General features: G+C 53.2%; 14 protein-coding genes, 2 tRNA genes and 1 pseudogene. 2 read left to right on the top strand and 15 right to left on the bottom strand.

Annotation, left to right across the window (positions count from 1 at the left end):
* Window positions 1-291: 291 nt before the first annotated feature.
* A pseudogene (hemB, locus tag A7P97_RS01770) lies at window positions 292-1293 on the top strand (porphobilinogen synthase).
* Between the two features lie 408 nt (window positions 1294-1701).
* On the opposite strand, the gene prfB reads toward hemB, so the two are convergent.
* From prfB to A7P97_RS01750, 4 genes are all read right to left on the bottom strand, one after another.
* Complete coding sequence (gene prfB, locus A7P97_RS01765) at window positions 1702-2805, bottom strand: peptide chain release factor 2 (RefSeq protein ID WP_067530069.1); 1104 nt, start codon at window positions 2803-2805, stop codon at window positions 1702-1704.
* Between the two features lie 215 nt (window positions 2806-3020).
* Entirely contained in the window at window positions 3021-4337 is a 1317-nt protein-coding gene (potE, locus tag A7P97_RS01760) for a putrescine-ornithine antiporter (RefSeq protein ID WP_067448633.1), read from the bottom strand.
* Between the two features lie 127 nt (window positions 4338-4464).
* Window positions 4465-6627, bottom strand: a complete 2163-nt coding sequence (locus tag A7P97_RS01755) for an ornithine decarboxylase (protein WP_067530068.1) — start codon at window positions 6625-6627, stop codon at window positions 4465-4467.
* 523 nt (window positions 6628-7150) lie between these two features.
* The gene (locus A7P97_RS01750; RefSeq protein ID WP_067530067.1) at window positions 7151-8947 is read right to left on the bottom strand and encodes an aminopeptidase P family protein; all 1797 of its coding nucleotides are present in this window, start codon (window positions 8945-8947) and stop codon (window positions 7151-7153) included.
* A 30-nt stretch (window positions 8948-8977) separates the two neighbouring features.
* Between A7P97_RS01750 and A7P97_RS09945 the strand changes: the two genes are divergently transcribed.
* Complete coding sequence (locus A7P97_RS09945) at window positions 8978-9226, top strand: hypothetical protein (protein WP_156497461.1); 249 nt, start codon at window positions 8978-8980, stop codon at window positions 9224-9226.
* Window positions 9227-9248: 22 nt separating this feature from the next.
* On the opposite strand, the gene A7P97_RS01745 is transcribed toward A7P97_RS09945, so the two are convergent.
* The 11 genes from A7P97_RS01745 to A7P97_RS01695 all read right to left on the bottom strand — a co-directional run bounded on the left by A7P97_RS01745 (window position 9249) and on the right by A7P97_RS01695 (window position 19942).
* Window positions 9249-10736: a peptide MFS transporter gene (locus tag A7P97_RS01745; RefSeq protein WP_067530066.1), complete on the bottom strand. Its 1488-nt coding sequence runs from the start codon at window positions 10734-10736 to the stop codon at window positions 9249-9251.
* A gap of 629 nt (window positions 10737-11365) precedes the next feature.
* Complete coding sequence (locus A7P97_RS01740; RefSeq protein ID WP_067448643.1) at window positions 11366-12058, bottom strand: epoxyqueuosine reductase QueH; 693 nt, start codon at window positions 12056-12058, stop codon at window positions 11366-11368.
* A gap of 212 nt (window positions 12059-12270) precedes the next feature.
* Complete coding sequence (locus A7P97_RS01735) at window positions 12271-12843, bottom strand: 50S ribosomal protein L25/general stress protein Ctc (protein WP_003824618.1); 573 nt, start codon at window positions 12841-12843, stop codon at window positions 12271-12273.
* 66 nt (window positions 12844-12909) lie between these two features.
* Entirely contained in the window at window positions 12910-13893 is a 984-nt protein-coding gene (locus A7P97_RS01730; protein ID WP_156497463.1) for a ribose-phosphate pyrophosphokinase, read from the bottom strand.
* A 389-nt stretch (window positions 13894-14282) separates the two neighbouring features.
* A tRNA-Gln gene (locus tag A7P97_RS01725) sits at window positions 14283-14359 on the bottom strand.
* Between the two features lie 19 nt (window positions 14360-14378).
* Window positions 14379-14455: transfer RNA gene (locus A7P97_RS01720), tRNA-Gln, on the bottom strand.
* Between the two features lie 186 nt (window positions 14456-14641).
* The gene (gene ispE / locus A7P97_RS01715; protein WP_067530064.1) at window positions 14642-15499 is read right to left on the bottom strand and encodes a 4-(cytidine 5'-diphospho)-2-C-methyl-D-erythritol kinase; all 858 of its coding nucleotides are present in this window, start codon (window positions 15497-15499) and stop codon (window positions 14642-14644) included.
* Window positions 15496-16089 (bottom strand): outer membrane lipoprotein LolB, encoded by a 594-nt coding sequence (locus A7P97_RS01710; protein WP_067530063.1) that lies wholly within the window; start codon window positions 16087-16089, stop codon window positions 15496-15498. Before A7P97_RS01710 ends, ispE begins: the two co-directional genes overlap by 4 nt.
* A 526-nt stretch (window positions 16090-16615) precedes the next feature.
* On the bottom strand, window positions 16616-18046 hold the full coding sequence (lpdA, locus tag A7P97_RS01705) for a dihydrolipoyl dehydrogenase (protein WP_067530062.1): 1431 nt from the start codon (window positions 18044-18046) through the stop codon (window positions 16616-16618).
* Between the two features lie 105 nt (window positions 18047-18151).
* On the bottom strand, window positions 18152-19021 hold the full coding sequence (locus A7P97_RS01700; RefSeq protein WP_067530061.1) for a hypothetical protein: 870 nt from the start codon (window positions 19019-19021) through the stop codon (window positions 18152-18154).
* Between the two features lie 159 nt (window positions 19022-19180).
* The gene (locus A7P97_RS01695; RefSeq protein WP_067530060.1) at window positions 19181-19942 is read right to left on the bottom strand and encodes a hypothetical protein; all 762 of its coding nucleotides are present in this window, start codon (window positions 19940-19942) and stop codon (window positions 19181-19183) included.
* Window positions 19943-20074: the final 132 nt, after the last annotated feature.

Genomic DNA, 20074 nt, shown 5'->3' with positions numbered 1-20074 from the left:
AAAACACCCACACTTATCGGTAATCTGATTGTTAAAGAGCTGCTGAACCGTAAAACCGACAACAAAACCGTGCCGTAAGGAACAGCGAAGATGCGGACTATACGCCTACCAAAATATTTTGTCAAATACCGGAAAACAAAATATCCACAAACAAAAACTAAATCACTAAGACGGAAGAAGTTTCATTAGCGGAAAATTGCGTACCACATCTGCCACCATTCTCATCCATCCCCTTTTCTAGTTAAACGACATAGAATATACGCCGTTAAAAACATCCCATAGGTTTCCAGTATGAATTTCCCGCCCTGCCAAGTTCCCTTCATCCGCCCACGCCGGATGCGTAGAGATGATTTTTCTCGTTGCCCGATGCGTAAGCATCCCCTCACTTAATCTACCCTGCATTCGTGCTGGAGCAATGCTCTGGCAACGAGCCCATTCCTTCCATGCCCGACATTGAGCGGCAAACCTTGGATAACCTGCTGCACCAAGCTGAGCAAGCTTGCGAACTAGGCATTCCCATGCTGACCTTATTTCCTGCTTCAGTACCGCATAAAGACCTAACTGCCAGCGAAGCCTACAACCCAGAAGCATCGTACCGCACACCGTGCGCGCCTTGCGCGACCGCTCTCCCGAGTTGGGCATGATGACTGATGTAGCACTCGACCCCTACACCAGTCACGGCCAAGACAGCTTGATTGATGAAAATGGCTACGTATGTATTATAATGATGAAACCGTAGAAGTGCTGATTAAATAAACATATGCCACGCTGAAGCCGGCGTACAAGTGGTTGCCCCTCCGATATGATGGACGGTCGTATTGGCTCCATCCACGCGCCATCCACGAAGCCTTGGAAGATGCCGGCCACATCCATACCCGACTGATGGCCTATTCTGCTAAATTATGCTTCCGCCTTCTACGTCCGTTCCGCGATGCAGTGGGCAGTTCCGCCAACTTAGGCAAGGCTGACAAACGCACTTATCAAATGGGTCCCGCCAACAGCAACAAAGCCTTGCACGAAATCGCGCTCGACTTACAAGAAGGTACAGACATGGTGATGGTGAAGCCCAGCCTGCCCTATTTCGATGTCATCCGCTGCGTGAAAGACCAGTTCGGCGTGCCCACCTATACCTACCAAGTATCCAGCGAATACGCCATGCTCCAAGCCGCCATCAAAAACGGCTGGCTTGACGGCAATAAAGTTATCCTCGAAAGCCTGCTCGCCTTTAAACGCACCGGCGCAGACGGCATTCTCACCTATTACGCCATCGAAGCGGCCAAACAGCTAAGCTAACCGCCCAAGCCGGGCTCACCTGCATCCCCTGCGCCCCAAAGCCCGCACATTACAGGCCGCCCGGTACAGCCAGCACAAAAACACCAAACCCGAACACAGCAGCAAACCAACCAACACCCAAGTTCCAGACACTGCCACCCTGCCAAGTTGCCGGGTTCCCCTACCGACAATTCCAGCCAACCCAACGCCTTCAACAAAGCTGTTCCCACCAGCCAACTCAATAATTGGCTCAGGCACACCAATACCACTAAAAGTTGCACCCGCTGAGTAAGGCTGGCTTAGGCGAAATGTGTATTCACGCTGTCGTTTAGTCATCATATTGCCCCTTGAGTTAAACGTTTGAGGCTACCTGAAACCCTCATCACACTTTCAGGTAGCCTTTCTGCATTCAAATCACTTAGGCGGCAATCACATGCCCTGTTTCAAGCTGGTTTCGATGAAGTCGTCCAAATCGCCGTCGAGCACAGCTTTGGTGTTACCGGTTTCGTAGCTGGTGCGCAAGTCTTTGATGCGAGAGGAATCGAGCACATAAGAGCGGATTTGGCTGCCCCAGCCCACGTCTGATTTACCTTCTTCCAGCGCCTGTTTTTCTTCGTTGCGTTTGCGCATTTCCAGCTCAAACAGCTTGGCGCGTAGCATTTCTTCACACACGCGGCGGTTATCGTGCTGCGAGCGGCTGTTTTGCGACTGCACCACGATGCCGGTGGGGATATGCGTCATGCGCACGGCGGAATCGGTTTTGTTGATGTGCTGGCCACCGGCACCAGATGCGCGGAAGGTATCGGTGCGCACGTCTGCCGGGTTGATTTCCACTTCAAAGCTATCGTCCACTTCAGGGTAGACGAACACAGAGGCAAAGGAAGTATGGCGTTTGTTGTTGGAATCGAATGGGGAGTGGCGCACGAGACGATGCACGCCGGTTTCGGTGCGCAATAGGCCGTAGGCGTATTCGCCTTCCAAGCGGATGGTGGCGCGATTGATACCGGCAATTTCGCCGTCGTCCTGCTCCATGATTTCCACTTTGAAGCCTTTGCGCTCGCCATAGCGCACATACATGCGCAGCAGCATGCCGGCCCAGTCTTCGGCTTCAGTACCGCCGGCGCCGGCAGTGATATCGATAAAGCAGTTGTTCACGTCGGCAGGCTGGTTGAACATGCGCTTGAATTCAAGCTCGGCCATTTGTTTTTCCAGCTCGGCTACATCTTCCTCAATCGCGGCAAAGCTGTCTTCATCGCCCTCTTCCAGCGCCATATCGATAAGCAGGCGGTTGTCGTCGATGCCGCCAGCGATGTTGTCGAGCGTGAGCACGATGCCTTCGAGCACTTTGCGCTCTTTGCCGATTTCTTGGGCGCGTTTGGGATCGTTCCAAAGCTCAGGATCTTCGGATAGGCCGACCACTTCTTCCAGCCGGTCTTTTTTGCCGTCGTAATCGAGATACACGCGAATTTCGACACTGCGTTTTTCCAAGTCGGCGAGGGTGTTGTTGAGTAGGTTGATGCGTTCGGCTTCCATAATTATTGTCTTGGTGTTTAATGCGTTAAATTTAAGGGGCGTATTGTAACAGATTCGGGAAGGCCGCCCGAAAGCCGGAGCGTATTTTTCAGGTAGCCTTCAATCCATGAGGCTACCTGAAAAAGCGCAGCCCCCGAATTCTCCTCTATTAGAATTCGGGGGCTGCTTTTAGCAGGTTTGTCTAAACTGTATTCAGACCGGCTTGCTGCAACCGATTAGTACGGCTCTTTCAGGTCGAATTTTTTGCCTGCAACCTGGCCGTAGATCAGCCAGCCGAAGAAGGTTACCAAACCGCCGCCGAGCATGGCGTCTGCGCCTGAACCATACAGGGCGTAGAAGCTGTAGATATTACCAATCAGGGCAACGATGGTGGTTACTTTCAACTCGCCAGCCGGCACGTTGCTGACTTTCTGCATGACATACAGGGCAGACATAGACAGTACGTAGGGCACGAGGTTGGTTACTACAGCCAAGTTCACCAATACGTCGAACTGCTCACTCAAGCTCGGGCTTATGGTCATCAGGGAAAGCAGGGTTTGAACCACGCACAGGATGATCATACCTACCAACGGAGTGTTAGATTTGGTAACAGAGCTGAACGCTTTGGGGAAGTAACCTTGGTCAGCACTGGATTTGAACACTTGGGCCACAGTGAACTGCCAACCCAACAGGGAACCAGTACAAGCCAGCACCATCAAACCCATTACCACTTTGCCGATAGTCGGGTTAAAGATTTGGGCAAACACCAAACCAAACGGGCCATCGGAAGCAGCCAAAGCAGCATTATCGACAATACCGGCTACTACGTTGGTAGAAACGATATAAATTACCGCAGTCATCAGGGTACCGCCCAATACAGCGATCGGCACGTTTTTCTCAGGGTTTTCTACGGCATCAGAGTTTGCACAGGCAGATTCCAAGCCAAGGAATGACCACAAGGTGATTGAGATGGATTTCGGCAGTGCTTCAAACACACCGTAGTTATGCGGGTTCCAAGCGGCAGCATATTTAGCGCCATCAAACCAGAACCAGCCGATAATGGAAATACCAACCACCGGAATCACCACGCCCCACACGGTGAAGCTGCCGATGCGGCCGGTGATGGATGCGCCGCCGAAGTTGGCAACCGTGGTTACCCATACGAAGATAATGGTCCACATGGCTACTTGCTGCGGAGAAAGCTGCCATTCCATCAACTGGGCAAGGTAGCCTACTGCGGTAATAGCAATAGCGATGTTGGCAATTACAAGAGAAACGGCGTAGGTGTAGTTGGCAATAAAGTTACCGGATCTACCGAAGGCATACTCGGCATAACCACCCATACCACCAGCATTTTTACTGAAGCGGCCACACTTGGCGAACGCGTAAGCCAAGGCCAGAGAGCCACCAGCGGTAACCAGCCATGACAAAATAGAAATCGTACCAACCTGAGCCAATTTGGCTGGCAACAGGATGATGCCTGAGCCCATCATATTTACCATGGTGAGAATGGTCAGTTGCACCACGCCCATCTTGTTTTGAGAGGTTGACATATACTTAATCCTTCTTAATGCAGCAGGCGGGTTTAACCAATATTCCGGCGAAGCCTGCGCTGCCGCGCAATCAAATTTATCTAACAAAGGCTACCTGAAACCGTTTCAGGTAGCCTGATACGGCTTATTAGCCTTTAACCACTACATGACCGAAAGCACGGCGGCTGCCGTCTTCCACGGTCTGCAGATATACACCTTGCAGCTCAGGTTCGAAACCAGGCAAGCAGTTGATGCCTTCTTCGAGAGCCAGGAAGTATTTCTGCACTGCACCACCCCAAACTTCGCCCGGGATAGTACACAGTACGCCCGGAGGATAAGGCAGAGCACCTTCAGCAGCGATTTGACCAGCGATTTCGCTCAAGCGAACCAGTTTCACTTCGTTACGGATGAAGGCTTGCTGTGCGTCGTAGGGCAGCATAGCTTGTTTCGGCCAGCCATCGGCACGGAACATCTCGCTCTGCAACTGTTTCATGTTGTTGCGTTTGTAGAAGTCGTGCATTTCTTGGCACAGGCGACGGATGGTGTAGCCTTTGTAGTACTCAGCATTGCGGCCGTATACAGTGGGCACCACTTCGCTCATCGGGCTGTCAGCTTCGATGTGTTTTTCGAAGCGAGAGATCAGAGCAACCAAGTGTTCCATCTTAGCCAGATCTTCGGCTGGAGTCATCAGGAACAGAATGGAGTTCAAGTCGCATTTTTCCGGAACGATACCGTTGTCGCGCAGGAAGTTAGCCAAAATGGTAGCTGGTACACCGAAGTCTTCGTATTCACCGGTTTCCACGTTGATACCAGGAGTGGTCAACAGGAATTTGCACGGGTCAACAAAGTATTGGCCTTTACCGTAGCCAGGGAAGGAGTGCCATTTAGCGCCCGGCTCAAATTCGAAGAAGCGCAGATCTTGAGCAATCTTCTCGGTCGGGTAAGATTCCCACGGTTTGCCGTCGATGGTTTCCGGAATAAACGGTTTGATCAGCTTGCAGCTTGCACGCAGCATCTTACGAGCTTCAATACCTACGGTTACGCAGTCGCGCCACAGGTTGCGGCCTACTTCACCATCCAAAACCCGAGCGTTCACGTCCAGAGAAGCGAACATCGGGTAGAACGGGCTGGTAGAAGCATGAATCATGAACGCATTGTTGAAGCGTTTGTGGCTGCAATAGCGTTTCTGGCCTTTAATGTGGCTGTCTTTTTTGTGAATCTGAGAAGCTTGAGAGAAGCCAGCCAGTTGTTTGTGTACGGATTGGGTAACGAAGATGCCAGGATCGTTTTCGTTCAGTTCCAGCAACATCGGTGAGCAATCGCGCATCATCGGGATGAATTGCTCGTAACCTACCCAAGCAGAGTCAAACAGGATGTAGTCGCACAAGTGACCAATGCGGTCTACTACTTGGCGAGCATTGTAGATGGTACCGTCGTAAGTACCCAACTGAATAATAGCCAAGCGGAACGGACGTTCTTCTTTAGCACGCTCCGGAGCAACTTTAGCCAGTTGTTCGCGGATGTAAGCTTCTTCGAAGCAGGTGTTGTCGATACCGCCGATGAAGCCGTAGGGGTTACGAGTGGTTTGTAGATAAACCGGAATAGCGCCGCCAGTAATCAGCGCGCCGATGGTGTTAGATTTGTGGTTATTGCGGTCGAACAATACCAGGTCTCCTTTAGCCAAGAGAGCATTGGCCACCACTTTATTGGAAGAAGAAGTACCGTTCAGAACGAAATAGGTCTTGTCGGCATTGAACACTTTGGCAGCGTGTTGCTGGGCTGCACAAGCAGGTCCTTCGTGGATCAGCAAATCACCCAAGCGAACGTCGGCATTGCACAAGTCGGCGCGGAATACGTTTTCACCGAAGAATTCGTAAAATTCGCGGCCGGCAGGGTGTTTGCGGTAGAACTGTCCACCTTGGTGTCCGGGGCAGTCGAACTGGGCGTTACCGATATTTACATACTGCTTCAGCGTACCGAAAAAAGGAGGGGCAAGTTTGGAACCATATTGATTTACGGCAGTATCCACTTGGCGGCCATAGTATTCTTCATTGCCGCGACCTAATTGAATCACGCCGTTCACACGGGTCAACAGGCTTTCGGGCACGCTCTCGCCGGGCTGCAGAGCAACAAATACCGGAATACCGAAGCCGGTGGCTTCAACCTGCTCTACAGCCTTGGCTGCATCAGCAGTAGAAGCAACAACGGCACCAATACCTGCGAGGTCGGCACCTTGCACGTCCACCACATCTAACTCAGTGGTGAAGCCCTGTTGAACAGACGGGCTGGCTGCTACTTTCAAAAACGTCATATCAAACTCCTATGTGTTTAAAAACACCGCCGCCAAACCACAGCGGCAGCAATGGGAAAACTCTTTATTGGAGTGATGAGTGTATGTTATGTTTTGTGTTTTTGTGTAGTTTTGTGAATCAGTCATCTTGCTCCGCATTCCACCTAAACAAAATTTAGCATTTTGCTTTATTATTAACCAAACAATAAGTGCTAAATTCTCCGTGCGCTTAAATGAAAACGGTTCACATCTCTATTTCTTTAATATGCCAACACAGCGCAATTCTTAAAATTTTTCCCTTGCTGCGCAGTGAAATATTAGCATAACTGCCAAACAACTGCCAAATATTTTTCACTTGAAAAGCAACAAAAAACAACCCTACTGACCGTAAGTCTATTATTTGTAAAAACAAGTTATGTAAAAATTTCTTTACACGAAACGGAAATTGCCCCTTTCCAGGCAGAAAATATGGCCTGAAAGGCAAAAAACTACCTGAAATCCAGGTAGTCTTTTGTCAGCACGTTATTGAACCACATCATCAAAATCAAATGGGCTGGGTATTCTTTTCCAGCCATGCTTTAGCTGCACCTTCGGTATGCGGGGCCAGTTTTTCGCGCACGAGAGAGTGGTAGTCGTTTAGCCAAGCGGCTTCGTCGTCGCTCAACATACTGCGTTCGATAAGCTGCGTATCAATTGGGCACAGGGTAAGCTGCTCGAAGCACAGGTATTGACCAAATTCGGTTTCCTTCGGCTGTTTCACGCGACGGTGCACTACCAGGTTTTCAATGCGGATACCCCATTTGCCCGAACGGTATAAACCAGGCTCATTGGAGGTAATCATGTTTTCTTTCATATTGTTGCACTTGAGACCAGAAGTGTTGTAGGCAATTTTCTGCGGACCTTGGTGCACGTTGAGGAAATAACCTACACCGTGACCGGTACCGTGACCGTAGTCGCACTGCTCTTTCCACAGCGGTGCACGGCAGATGGCATCCAGTACTTGACCGGAGAGATTTTCCGGGAACACTGCTTCGGCTAGGGCAATGTGTGCTTTTAGCACGCGGGTGTAGTCACGTTTCTGCTCGGCAGTAGGCGAACCAATAGGGATAACGCGGGTGATATCAGTGGTACCGTCCAGATAGTGTGCCCCGGAGTCGATCAGCAGGATGCCCTGCCCTGTGATGGTGCTATAGTGCTCGGGTGTAGCGGCATAGTGCGGCAAAGCGGCATTCTCGTTGAAGCCGGCAATAGTATCAAAGCTGAGCGAAATGTAATCGGCCTGACGGCTGCGGTGGTCGATTAACATGGTATCGATATCCAGCTCAGTAACGATTTCGCCGGCAGCCAGTTTCTGCTCTAGCTCGGCAAAGAAGCCGCACAAAGCCACGCCGTCACGCACCATGGCATGTTTGGCGTGTTCGATTTCGGCTTCAGACTTGCAGGCTTTAAATAGGGTGCTGGGGTTGATGTCTTTAATTACACGCACGCTGTCGGGCAACTTGCCCAAGGTGTAAACGGCGGTGCGGTCGGGATCGACTAGGAGGCTGCCACTGAGTTTGCCCACGGCATCCACCACGCTGCGGTATTCAGCTACGTCGATTTTGGCTTCGTTCAGCACTTTGCGGCAGGCATCAGTGAGCTTGGTGGGATTCACAAACAGGGTAGCCCGTTCGGCATCAATCAGCAGATAGGAGATAAACAGGGGGTTGAACGGCACGTCATTGCAGCGCAGATTGGTAATCCAAGCGATGTCGTCGAGCGAGGAAACCAAATGACGGTCGGCACCAAACTCTTTCATTGCGGCACGCACACGGGCAAGTTTTTCCGGCACGCTTTCTGGCGAGAATCGGGCTTCGTGTACGAAAATAGGACTTTCCGGCAAGCCGGGGCGGTCGTGCCAGAAGTTATTGAGCAGGTCGGTATCAAGCCGCAGGTAGATGTTTTTCGCAGCAAAATCAGCCTGCATTTCGTGCTTGAGTGAGAGCGACAAACCATCTGCCGGAATGCCGACTACGGAGTTTTCAGGTAGCCTCTCAGCCAACGATTCAACCATGGTGGGGTAGCTCTGGCCGAGTTTCTGCAATACGAAACCGCTGCCTTCGAGCTGGCGTTTGGCCTGTTCCCAATAACGGCTGTCCACCCACAATTCGGCGAAATCAGCGCTCACGGCCAGCGTGCCGACCGAGCCATCAAAGCCGGACAACCAAGCACGGCCGCACCAATGTTCGGGCAAGTATTCGGAAATATGTGGGTCGGCGGAGGGCACAATCCAAACGTCAATTTTCTGTTCTTGCATGGTTTGCCGCAGGGCGGCGAGACGTTGTGCGTGAATATTACTCATAGCTGACTCCTTTGGCAGTTACTGGTAAAGATGCTGCTGATGCAAGGTGTTGCTGCTTTAACTTGTCTGATTGTAAAGTACGCATTTATTGCCGCTTATCGTTGCTATATTAAATATCGCCGGCAGCTGCAAGCCTACCTGAAAACAATCCGCTTACAAAGCGGCAAATATGATTTTTCAAATGCAAAGTTAACGCAATCATATTGCCTAGTTAGAGAAGTATGGAAAACCACCACGACAGCATTTCCCGGCAGGGGTTTTAGTGAGTGGGTAACTTGAGGCTACCTGAAAATCATGCAATTTAGTCTATATCGCTCAACAGACGGTTCAACATAGGCAGCATCACCAGCAACACCACGCCTGCACTGATGCCGAGGATGCCCAACAGTTGGTAGAATTCAATTACCTTGGTAGCATTATACAACTGGTCGAACAGTACCCCACCCAGTGTGAACCCCAACGAAATGGTAAGGAAATTGAACGATACCATCTGTGTTTTGAATACTTCGGGCGCAATTTTGGTGGCAAACGACAAAGAAATCGGCGAGAGCAGCAGCTCAGCAATGGTAATCGTGAGAATCAGTAGCGCCATTACCACCAGCGGCATAACCTGACCGGAGGAAAGGAAAGGGATGAAGCACAGGTAGGATGCACCCATAATCACCATCGACAAAGTAAATTTCATGGGTGTTTTCGGCTGGCGGGTGCCCATTTTGGTCCACAGCGCAGCCATCAGGCCGGCAAATACGATAACCCACAGACTCTGTAAAGCGGCCAGCCACGCCACGGGGATTTCAAAGCCCCACAACACGCGGTTAGACGTTTCGTCAAAGTAAATGGTTACCACAGTGTAAATCTGAAACCACACCGCCCAAAACAGGCACATTACCGCAAACATCGGTACATAGGCCAGAATATGGCGTTTTTCCGCATAAGAAACCTGCTCACTGGTAAACATGCGCACGAAATAAGTAAGGCTGGTAATAATTACCACGATCAAGAGTACACGTGAAAAATTTTCCAGATGCAACAGCTTACCCGCAATACTGCCACCTAGCACCATCGAAGCGATTACCGCAATGGATACAGCCAGTTTGCGCCGCTCGGGCGGCAACGGATTGGCAGGCGGAGAGGGCGGCAATTGGCTACGGCCGCGCCAGTATTGCCACAGGCCGAAAGCCATGCCTATGGCTGCCGCGCCGAAACCGTAGTGGAAGCCGTATTTCAACTGCAGCCAACCGGTGAGCAACGGGCCGATAAAGCCGCCGATGTTGATGGCAGTGTAAAAAATTGAGAATCCCGCATCGCGCAGGTGCCGCCGCGACGGATCTTCATATAGCGATCCCACCATGGCGCCGGCAGAAGACTTCACCCCACCGCTTCCCAAGGCAATCAGCACCAGGCCAACAATCAGCCCACCCAAACCCGGCAGCACAGCCAGGGCAATATGGCCGAGCATTACCACCACGCCCGACCAAAACAGGGTTTTTTCCGCTCCCAATACGCGGTCGGCCAACCAGCCGCTCAGAATGGTGGCCAAATAGATACTGCCGCTGTATGCGCCTACCACACCGCCGGCCAGATTTTTATCGATGCCCAGGCCGCCGTCTTTAGTGGCGTAGTAGAGGTAAATCAGCAGGATGGCCTGCATGCCGTAAAAAGAGAAACGTTCCCACAGCTCAATATGGAACATGGTACCCAATTGACGTGGATGGCCGAAAAAATCACCTTTGGATGAGCCGCCTTCGGTGACGGGAGTGGTAAAGCGTTCATTGGTTGGCGTAGTCATAAAGGATTCCTTGCTAATGGTCTGTTTTTCTATGCCTGCGTACAGACTACCTGAAAAATGCTGCGTTGCGCCTCATCCAACCATGGCAAGCCTGCTTCCGGCCAAGCGGCGCTGTTGTAACAAAAAATAATTCCTCCTTTGGCAGAAGAATACGGACGGTATCCAAATGAAAGCCGCATCCGCTTTTCCTGCACAAAGGGGGACTTGGTGTGGCACATATTAGTATGCACTGCGCCTGCGTGCAAGCATAAATTTGCATTTCCCAACATTTATTTTCCTAATCAGCAAACCAAAGTGCTTTACAAACGCCGAATACAGTGCCTTTCAGCGATTTTCTCTTTCTTAATAGAAGTGGAAGCTACCTGAAAAATGTGCGCCGGGATTTTCAGATAGCCTCATGTAGCGGTATAACGATCCGCCCTACTCTGTTGGAAAACTGTAGCGCAGTGTTGCTACGCAAACATCGATTTGGGCAGCCCCTCCCAATTTTCAGGTAGTCTACGCCTATATCGGTTTTGCTCGCTGCAAGCTATGTAGCAGCTTGTTTCGTACCCGCTCGCTGCAATTAAAGTTGCAATAAAAAGGCTACCTGAAAATTCCAGGTAGCTTTTCCATGTAATCAGCAGCATTCAACCTGCATCCTCTTCATCACCATAATACTTCACCCCGATTCTAATCGGCGGCCGCCCTTGCGATTTACGGTGGGCGTTAGAATCACGCAGTGAGTAGGCACAGCCGCAATATTCCTGCTGGTAGAAGTGCTCGCGCTTACTAATTTCTATCATGCGCGAGCTGCCACCACCTTTGCGCCAATTATAGTCCCAATACACCAAACCAGGGTGTTTTCTGGCGGCGCTGTGGCCGCAATCATTGATTTGGCTCATATTTTTCCAACGGGAAATGCCGAGACTGCTGGTGAACACAGGAAAGTCGTTTTCATAGGCATATTGGGCGGCTTTTTCAAAGCGCATATCGAAACACATGGTACAACGGACTCCGCGCTCGGGCTCGAATTCCATGCCCCTGGCTTTCTCAAACCATTCTTTACGGTCGTTTTCGTAGTCGTCGTCTTTGTCGATGAAAGGAATGCCGAATTTGTCGGCAAAATGCATGTTTTCTTCTTTGCGCAACAGGTATTCTTTGAGCGGATGAATATTGGGGTTGTAGAAATAGATGGTGTAGTCGATGCCGGAAGCAAGCAGGGCTTCCATCACTTCGCCGCTGCACGGGGCGCAGCAGGAGTGGAGCAAGACTTTGTTTTGCCCTCCCGGCGGAACAAGCACGGGGCGGCTGATGGGGCTGACTTCAAGAGTGTGGTTCATGGTTTTTCCGTAATTTGGTTTGGGCAGGATTTTAACACCAACCGCAGCAGGGCTGTGGGCTGAAGAAGACGGTGAAGCTTTTTCAGGTAGCCTTTCAAATACGAAGAGGCTGCCCGAAACTGCCAGCTATAACTTTTCAGGTAGCCTTTACACCGCAACACCGGCCAAACAAAACCCCGCTTTGCAGCGGGGTTTGTTATCAAAGCTATGGCTTATTTGCCTGCGGCGGTTACGGTGGCTACGGCCAAGTTGGCGCCACGGCGCAGGGAGGTGCTTTCCACGCCTTCCGGATATTGGATGTCGGACAGGTGCAATACGTCGCCGGCCACAACTTTTTCGCAATCCAAAACCAGTTCGGACGGGATGTGTTTTGGATCCAGCAGCACTTCCACGCTGGTGCTCAGCAGAGCCACGCGGCTGTTTTGCAGTTTAACAGCCTGAGATTTCTCGGCATTAACCACGTGCAGCGGCAGGCGGATTTTGATCGGTTTGCCGGCTTCTACGATTTGGAAGTCGATGTGGCGCACTTCGCGGCGAACGGGGTGCATCTGGAAGTCGCGCACAATCACGTCATGCTCTTTGCCGTTCAGCGCCAGTTTGATGATGGCGGTGTGAAACTCTTCTTTCTGCAGGGCAAAGAATACGGTTTTGTGGTCAACGGAAACAGCAGTGGCGTCAGAGCCGGCGCCGTAAACTACGGCAGGCACACGGCCTTCGCGGCGCAGGCGGCGGCTCGCACCAGTACCTTGCTCTTCGCGCACTTGGGCTTCAATTTTGAAAGACATAGTAAAACTCCATTTAAGTTAAATAAAGCCGTCTGCCGGGCTGCGACCAACCCTGACGGCAAGGGATTACGGGAGGAATAATGCTCCCGGGGATGCCACATCCTCGTTGAAGAGGTATGAGACAGATTCTTCGTTGCTGATGCGGCGCATGGTTTCGGCCAGCAACCCGGCAATCGTAACCTGGCGGATACGGTCGCAGTTGCGGGCGGCATCAGACAGGGCGATGGTGTCGGTGATCACCACTTGGTCGATATCAGATGATGCAATGCGGTTCACGGCTTCGCCGGAGAACACGGGGTGGGTGGCATAAGCCAACACGCGTTCCGCACCGCGCTCTTTTAGAGCAGAAGCAGCTTTGCACAGAGTGTTGGCGGTATCGATCATGTCGTCCACAATCAGACAAGTACGGCCTTGAACATCGCCGATGATATTCATCACTTCGGCCACGTTGGCTTTGGGGCGGCGTTTGTCGATAATCGCCAAATCGGTGTTCAGCACCTTAGCCACGGCACGAGCACGCACCACGCCGCCGATGTCGGGGCTGACTACGGTGAGGTTTTCGATGCGCTGTTGCAGGATGTCGTGAACCAAAATCGGGGTGGCATAGATGTTGTCCACCGGGATATCGAAAAAGCCTTGGATTTGGTCGGCATGCAAATCCACAGTCAGTACACGATCGATGCCGGCGGTGGCGAGCATATTGGCCACCAGTTTGGCGGAAATCGGCACGCGCACGGAACGCGGGCGGCGGTCTTGGCGGGCATAGCCGAAATAGGGTATGGCGGCGGTAATACGGCCAGCGGAAGCGCGCTTGAGCGCGTCGGCCATGGTGAGCAGCTCCATCAGATTATCGTTGGTGGGTGCGCAGGTGGACTGCAAGATAAACACATCGCGGCCACGCACGTTTTCCAAGAGTTCCACGGCGACTTCGCCGTCGGAAAACTTGCCAACGGAAGCACTCCCCAATGAAATACCGAGGTGTTTCACCACATTTTCAGCCAAGCCGGCGCTAGCGTTGCCGGCGAATACCATTAAACTTTCGTATGCCATTTCTTCATTACCTGTGTTGTTTGCGGTCTCGCCGCCGACTGTGGGAAACATTGCCGCTCCCTCGCGCTTGGGTTTGACTGGCTTGCAAATGGTAGATTATACGCCGAGCGCAGGCAAAACCAAAGTGCTGTTTGTGCGGAATATCCACCATTTGTACCTGCTTGATATCGGGGGCGGGCAACGAATGCCTGAGCATGGTTTGCTTTCGCCCTTAATTGAGCAATCAAAACCGAATAAACGGGTTTCCACGGCAAGAAAATTCTTACCACTCCGGTTTTCGAACCGATTTTGTTTTGGCGAAACTCGCTACGCTCGTTTTCAGGTAGCCTTTTAGTGTATGGTGCATACAATAAAAATAAAAGCATGTACGCGTACATGCTTTTGTAAGGTGGCTGGGGATGTAGGATTCGAACCTACGCATGCCGGAATCAAAATCCGGTGCCTTAACCAGCTTGGCGAATCCCCAAATGTATTGTTGACGAATCTGGCTGGGGATGTAGGATTCGAACCTACGTATGTCGGATTCAGAATCCGATGCCTTAACCAACTTGGCGAATCCCCAGTACAATCCTGCTATTGCGGCAGGCGATTCAAGAAAGAGATGAATTATGCGTTTTTTTCGGTATATTGTCAAGCGTGCCTGATGTTTTTGTCATAGTGGGTAAAATTGAGACAAGGCGGCGAGCCGCAGACAGCACAAGTAGTATGGCAAGGCGGGCCAACGCCGTAGCTTTCTTTTTTTAATCCACTATATTTTCAGGATGCCTTGCAAGGGATGCCTATCCAAACCGCGCACGCACCAGGCAGCCAGATTTTCAGGTAGCCTACTATAGATATACTCGGCTTCGCCTTGCGTGGCGCAGGCGATAAACAGGCAGGCGCCGGAGCCGGTCAGCTGCGGCGTGCCGTGGTCTTGCAGTAGGCGGAAGGCGGCGGCTACGGGCGGGTATTCGGCCAGCACCACGGTCTGCATATCGTTGCGGAAAGGTTGCAGTTGCGCGAAACCGGGTTGCGTGCAGGGCGGGCTGTTGCGGGTGAGCTCGGGGTGGGCGAAGATTTTCGGGGTAGCCACATGCACATCGGGGCGCACCACTACATACCACTGTTCCGGCACGGCCAGCGGGCTCAGGATTTCGCCGATGCCTTGCACAAAAGCGCTTTGTCCGAACAGGAAAAACGGCACGTCCGCACCCAGCTTCAGGCCGAGCGCCCGCAGCGTTTCGGGCGGCACGGCGGTGTGCCACAAATGATTGAGGGCAAGCAGCACGGTAGCGGCATCCGAGCTGCCGCCGCCCAGCCCGCCGCCGCTGGGAATATGTTTATCCAGCCAGATTTCCACGCCGTTGGGGCTACCGGAAAACTGTTGCAGCAGGCGGGCGGCGCGGTGGCTCAAATCTTGTTCGGGCGGGATGCTGCCGGCGGGGTTGTGCAGGATGATTTTCCCGTCTTCGCGCGGCAGCAGCCACACCGTATCGCATAGATCGATCAGGCAGAAGATGCTTTCGAGCAGGTGGTAGCCGTCAGCCCGGCGGCCGATGATGCGCAGGTCGAGATTGAGCTTGGCCGGGGCGGGAAAAGCTCGGGCGGCGGGGTGCGGCTGCATCATACGGCCTGCCCGGCATTATCTGCGCAGCTGCCGGGGCGCTGCTCCGGTTGGCCGAAGCGGTCGAACACCAGGCGCAGGCTCAGACCGGTGCGTTCCAGCAGCAGCATGCGCACTTGGCCGTCTTCGCCCAAATTGCGTTGGATCTTCCAGCCCATTTGCTGCAGGCGGCCGTCGGGCAGCACGCTGTAGGGCTCGCCGGGCACGCGTAGGCCGTTGGCCCAGCGGTCGATATAGGCCACGGGCAGGTCGTAGCCGAGCAGCTGTCGGCTGAGTTCGGCGGTGGTGGCGGCGCGGAAAACCCGGCCGTCGGACGCTACCGCCTGCACCCCGCCGCTGTCTTGGCACAAACGCCCCACGCTGTTGCCAAGCGGGGTTTTCACTTCAAACAGCTGCACGGCGGCAGTACGCAGCCAATCGAAATTGGCATAACTGCCGCGTTCGTTTTCCTTTACGCCCATGCGGCCGGAGGCTTCAAACTCGGGCGTGACGGCATCGTCGCGCCAGCTTTCGGCAGACATTTGCGTGCCAAGACCGGTACAGGCAGCGAGCAGGAGGGCGGCGGAGATTGGGAGGAGGCGGTGTCGGATCATGGGCTTTCGTATTCTGAATGGATAGTAAGAGCGGCCGGATAGATATGAAAATTTTCAGGTAGCCTCAAGCCGAGGAGAGGCTACCTGAAAATCAATCGGCCAACGGAATGGCCGTTATCCATATCTGGCAACGGGCGGATTTTAGCACGGCATCAGCAGCTTGGGCGGGCGTATTATCAACCCCGCCCCACGAAATCGGCTACCGTCGGCAACGTTGCAGGCTACCTGAAAGCAAAGCATCAACGAAGCCGGAAATACGTTCGCCCTATTTTCAGGTAGCCTTAGCTGTGGCAGCAGGGCGGATATATAACGGATGGGAAAAAAGCAGACCGAGCGGCACAACACCGTTGATTCCCACATCATCAAACCCGCCTCCCCGGCATTTCAAATAGCCCCAACCAAGCCCGCTCCATAATCGGCAGGCACACAAAAGGCTACCTGAAATCTGCAAACCATTTCAGGTAGCCTTCATCACGCCATGCCTGCCCTGCGCGCAATTTCGCACAAGGCAGGTAGGGGAGCAGGATTAGCTGTGCAGGGCGCGCTTGTCGGCGGCCAGGGCGGCTTCGTGCACCACTTCCGACAGGGTCGGGTGGGCGTGGACGATTCGGGCGATGTCTTCGCTGCTGGCGCAGAATTCCATGCCCACCACGCCTTCGCTAATCAGCTCGCTCACCATCGGGCCGATCATGTGCACGCCCAAGATGCGGTCGGTTTTGGCATCGGCCAGGATTTTCACTGTGCCTTTGGCCTTGCCCAAACCCAGGGCGCGGCCGTTGGCTGCAAAGCCGGACGTGCCTTTTTTGTAGTCCACGCCTTCAGCTTTGAGCTGCTCTTCGGTTTTGCCCACCCAGGCGATTTCCGGGTCGGTGTAGATGACCCACGGGATGGTGTTGAAATCGAGGTGCGGCTTCTGCCCGGCGATGCGTTCGGCCACGGCCACGCCTTCGTCGCTGGCTTTGTGCGCCAGCATCGGGCCGCGCACCACGTCGCCGATGGCCCATACGTTGGGCAGGTTGGTGCGGCATTCGCCGTCTACCACGATGAAGCCGCGCTCGTCTTTCTGCAGGCCGACCGCTTCGGCATTCAGGCCGTGGGTGTTGGGCACACGGCCGATGGCCACGATGAGCTTGTCGAACTCGGCAGTTTGCGCCTCGCCTTTGGCGTTGCTGTATTCCACCACCACTTTGCTGCCGCTGGTGATTTTGTTCAGTTTCACGCCCAGCTGGATATCAAGCCCCTGCTCGCGGGTGAAGTATTTGAACGCTTCTTTGGCAATTTGCTGGTCGGCAGCGCCGAGGAACACGGATGAGGCTTCCAAAATGGTGACTTCCGCGCCCACGCGTTTCCACACCGAGCCCATTTCCAAACCGATGACGCCGGCGCCGATAACGCCGAGCTTGGCCGGCACTTGGGTCAGATTCAACGCGCCTTCGTTATCCAGCACGTTCACGTTGTCGATGTCCACCAAGGGCAGCGCGCGCGGGGTAGAGCCGGTGGCCACGATGATGTGCTTGCCTTCAACCGTGGTTTTTGTGCCTTTGTCGTCCACTTCCAGCTGCCAGAAGTCGCCGTTTTTGCCCACGAAGGAGGCCGTGCCGAACAGGCTGGTTACTTTGTTTTTCTGAAACAGGAATTTAATCCCGCCGGTGAGCTTGGTGACGATAGCATCTTTGCGCTCGATCATCTTGGCGGCGTCAAACTGCACATTGCCCACGGTGATGCCATGTTCGGCAAAATCGTGCTGCGTGGCATGGAAATGCTCGGATGATTGCAACAGGGCTTTGGAAGGAATACAGCCCACGTTCAGGCAGGTGCCGCCCAAAGCGGGGGCATCACCAGCCTTATTCACGCCGGCATCGATACAGGCAGTTTTGAACCCCAGCTGTGCGGCGCGGATGGCGGCAACATAACCGCCGGGGCCGGCGCCGATTACCACTACGTCGAATTGAGACATATTGAAGCTCCTTTTGTGTGAAAAGCGGGGTGGAGAAAGAATCAGCCGCTTAGCATAGGAAAGTGTTGGCATCACTCTGCGTTAAGCGGCTGTAAGGTCATTGCGTTACTTAGGCTCGGAAGCAGACTGTCCGTCGCCTATCACAGTTTTGAGCTGCTCCATATATTCTTGCAGCTCAACCAAGGAAGATCGAATGGGTTCCAAATCTTCTTTGATGGCATCCACGGAGGTGGGTTTGCCTTGTTTGTCCCAAGCGGAGAGAACGGGTTGCTCTGTCCCGTTGATGTTGACAATGGAGTGAAGCATGATGCCGCCGCCTGGATAATAGTGGTTTAAGATGAGACGTTGCTTGTCTGCAACGGAACGACCCCACACCATCGGTTTGCCATCGTTATAGAAGAACACCACTTCGTCATCCGACTCAGACCCACTATCACGAACTTGGAGAACCTGGCGGCCGTTGCGGTACATACCGTACCAGCCGTCAAGTTTTCCTTGGATAAATTTGCCGGCGGCAAATACCGTGCCGTCCTCCTCTTTCCACACCACCAGGCTATCGTTCACATCGGTGGAGAAATTTTTCGGATCGCCGTCTTTGGAGATGATGGCGGGCAGAATCTGCGGTTTACCGCTGTCTTGGTAGAAATCCTGCACCACTAGGCGGCCGTCGGGCATGGTGCCCAACACTTCGCGGTAATAGCCGCCGACGCTGGGTTTATCGGTGGGTTTGGAATCTTTGTCGAAATAAATCACCTGCTTCTCAGCAGCAGGCTGATAACCTTCCACGGCTTTGGCAGCCGCCGCTTCAAGTTCTGTTGCATCGGCAGGCAAGGCCATAGCAGGCGCCTGCTGGCCTTCGGCAGTGTTGGAAGCAGCCGGCGATGCAAATGCTGCGTTGTTTTGGCTATTGTCTTGATTGGGATTACAGGCGGCCAGCAACAGGGCCGCAGCCACAGTGGCGAAGAGTTTATTCATAGATTTCCCTATTGGAATTGGTGAGTATCTGCGCGATTGGCAGATTGATGCAATTCTATAGCCAAACTCATTATTTTTCCATACAGGATGCTACCCACACCGCCATAGCAAAAGGCTACCTGAAGGTTTTCAGGTAGCCTTTGATGGTTTATACCAGCTTTAGCGCAGGTGTTTGCTCATCAGATAATTCACGCGCTGGAGGCTCTCGCGCAGCTGAGTCTGCACCTCGTCTGCCGTGGCGCTGCTGCCGTCTTCTTTCCAGAATTCGGTTTTAGCGGCATCTTCTTTGCCTACGCTCTGCATCAGCTTGTTGCCGTTGGCGTAATAGTAGGTGCGCACCAGGCCGTTTTCGGTGTGGTTGTCGATAAGCTCGAACATCGGTTTGCCGTTTTCATAGTAGCCTTTCATTTCGAAAGGCGTGTTTTTCACATCCGGCTCGCCCGCAATGCTCAGCACCAGCTGGCCATTCTCGGCATACATGCCGGCACGTTGCGATTTGCCGTCATGGATTTCGGCAAAATTAGTGAGGCGGCCTTCGGGGGTGTACCACACCACCAAGCCTTCAATCACGTCGGAACTGAAGTTTTTCAGCTCGCTGTCTTTACCGATAACCACGGGGTTGATTTGCTTGGTGCGGCTGTCTTGGTAGAAATCTTGCACCACGGCGCGGCCTTCGGCGGTGCGGCCGAGCAGCACGCGGTAGTAGCCGCCTTTCATCGGGCGTTCGGCGGCATCGCCGTCAGCATCGTAGTAGGCGATGATGTTTTCCTTGGCTTCGCGCTGACGCACGGCGGCTGCGGCCTGCTCGGTGCGGGCGGACAGCTGGTCGGCACGGGCGGGGAAGGCTTCGCCGCTGCCGGTGGCGGCACAGGCGCCGAGCAGGGCGGACAATACGGCGGCGGTAAGAATATTTTTCAGCATAATGGTTTGACTCCTAAAAATAACGCTGGGTGGCGTGCAGTCTACACCAAAAGGCGGGCGGCGTGTCTACGCGGGAAGATTACAGCTTGTTTTGTATCAATATTTTTAGTCAATCAAGATTGGGGCGTTGGG

This window comes from Eikenella sp. NML070372 (assembly GCF_001648415.1).
Classification (GTDB): Bacteria; Pseudomonadota; Gammaproteobacteria; order Burkholderiales; family Neisseriaceae; genus Eikenella; species Eikenella exigua.
Note: the sequence above shows the minus strand (reverse complement) of the source record. Positions and strands in the feature narration are given on the sequence as shown.